We start from the raw sequence: 1,442 nt of genomic DNA on the forward strand, positions 1-1,442 counted from the left end.
AGTTCTCAAGTTAGGCAATGTCCAATGCAATCTTTGCTTCGCAAATCGATACCAATGATCGACTCCAAAGCGTCGTAAATATTTGAACCAAACAGTTTCGCTTGGGTAGAGTTCGTTCTCCAACCCAAGCCAACCATAAGGGTGGAAATGGCTGACCATTTGACATGGGCTTCATTCTTTCCACCAGGATTAAATTGACTTTTTGTCCAGGGGCGCGATAAAAATGCAAGTCAATCCATTGTCTGACTCGGACTTTTCCCAAATCTGGATGTTCGTCAATTTCAATCTCTGTATCCGCTTGGAGCCATGTGGTTGGGTCATTGAGTCTCATTTTTTGCCCATGTTTGGGTGGTCTACCGCGACCACTATAGGCTGGTGGTGCTGACCACTCTTCAGGCATTCTTTCGGACTCTCATTAAACAATCAGCTTGAATGGAAGCTTGCTTTAGCGCTAGCACCCAACTTGCATTGCCATATTCTCGGTCTAAGACTGCTAATACTGGATTGATGCTTTGTTCACAGACAAGTTTAAGTTGGGAAGCTGCTTGAAGTATGGGTGAAGACCCACTACTTATTCTTTCATGGAGCAGGGGTAATGCCCAACTTCCGATCGCTTCAGGTATCCACGCAATTGTACTGTACCCCTGTCCCACAATGCAGCCGCTCTGATATTCATGGGTTCTGTCTTTTAACGTTTTGGCATCTCGTCTGCCCCATGCAGTGTGGTCGATTGCTACTAATATATGTTCCGTTGGGGCTGCTTCTTTCTGTAATTGCTCTAGATACAGCAGCATCAGTTTTTTTCGGTCTGGTCTACAGTCTTGTAATGCTTCATAGATGCGCTTGCCATTGACGCTTGAATAATGGATTGAGTGAAAATTCCGCTAAACATGACGCATTTCTGGTGGTCATCACTGAATCCATCAGCTCGAATGTTGCATACGAGAGCTTGCACCAATAATTCATATGCTGCTTGACGAAAGTCCTTTAATCGTTCACTGTTCATTTAAGGAGTGGATAGGTTTTCTTTTTCACCGTCATTCTCTCCTGGCGCGGTGGCTCTAGTTCTTCTTTTGCCACCGTTCTCATCTTTGGTTAGTCTAAACTACAGTAAGAATGGCGAAGAGTTTTGCCATCAATTGCGATCACCTCTCCTGGATTAAAGCAACTAATAGATTGAATCCAACTCAAAAAATATTTCTGAAATTGCTCCGGCTTGAGACGAGAAAATACTCTCGCAATTGTGTCGTGTGAGGGTATGCCATTCGGTAATTATAAAATTTTCTTTAACCATTCGTATTTAGGTAGTGCCCTGAAGGAAAGGATCGAAGCAAGCTATAATCAGAGAAGTGTTTGCCATAGCGTGATATGACATTAGAAATTAATTGTTGCCCTAATTGTGGCTCAAAAGAAGTTAGTCGGAACGGTAAAACTCGGCATCA

2 protein-coding genes and 1 pseudogene are annotated in these 1,442 nt (G+C 43.3%); all 3 read right to left on the minus strand.

Annotated features, from left to right (window positions below):
* Positions 1 to 10: 10 nt before the first annotated feature.
* The gene (locus tag JGK20_RS34240) at positions 11 to 400 is read right to left on the minus strand and encodes a hypothetical protein (RefSeq protein ID WP_293187210.1); all 390 of its coding nucleotides are present in this window, start codon (positions 398 to 400) and stop codon (positions 11 to 13) included.
* A complete protein-coding gene (locus JGK20_RS34245) occupies positions 393 to 794 on the minus strand; it encodes a hypothetical protein (RefSeq protein ID WP_293187208.1) in 402 nt (133 codons plus the stop codon). The genes JGK20_RS34240 and JGK20_RS34245 overlap by 8 nt, the downstream gene beginning before the upstream one ends.
* Before the next feature lie 316 nt (positions 795 to 1,110).
* Positions 1,111 to 1,302: pseudogene (locus tag JGK20_RS34250) on the minus strand (ISAs1 family transposase); the annotation flags it as partial.
* Positions 1,303 to 1,442 lie beyond the last annotated feature (140 nt).

The sequence above is a fragment of the Microcoleus sp. PH2017_05_CCC_O_A genome, assembly GCF_020738785.1.
GTDB lineage: Bacteria > Cyanobacteriota > Cyanobacteriia > Cyanobacteriales > Microcoleaceae > Microcoleus.

Coding starts and splice junctions, on each gene's coding strand:
- JGK20_RS34240 (WP_293187210.1), bottom strand. CDS start 400: ATGCCTGAAGAGTGGTCAGCACCACCAGCCTATAGTGGTCGCGGTAGA.
- JGK20_RS34245 (WP_293187208.1), bottom strand. CDS start 794: ATGCTGCTGTATCTAGAGCAATTACAGAAAGAAGCAGCCCCAACGGAA.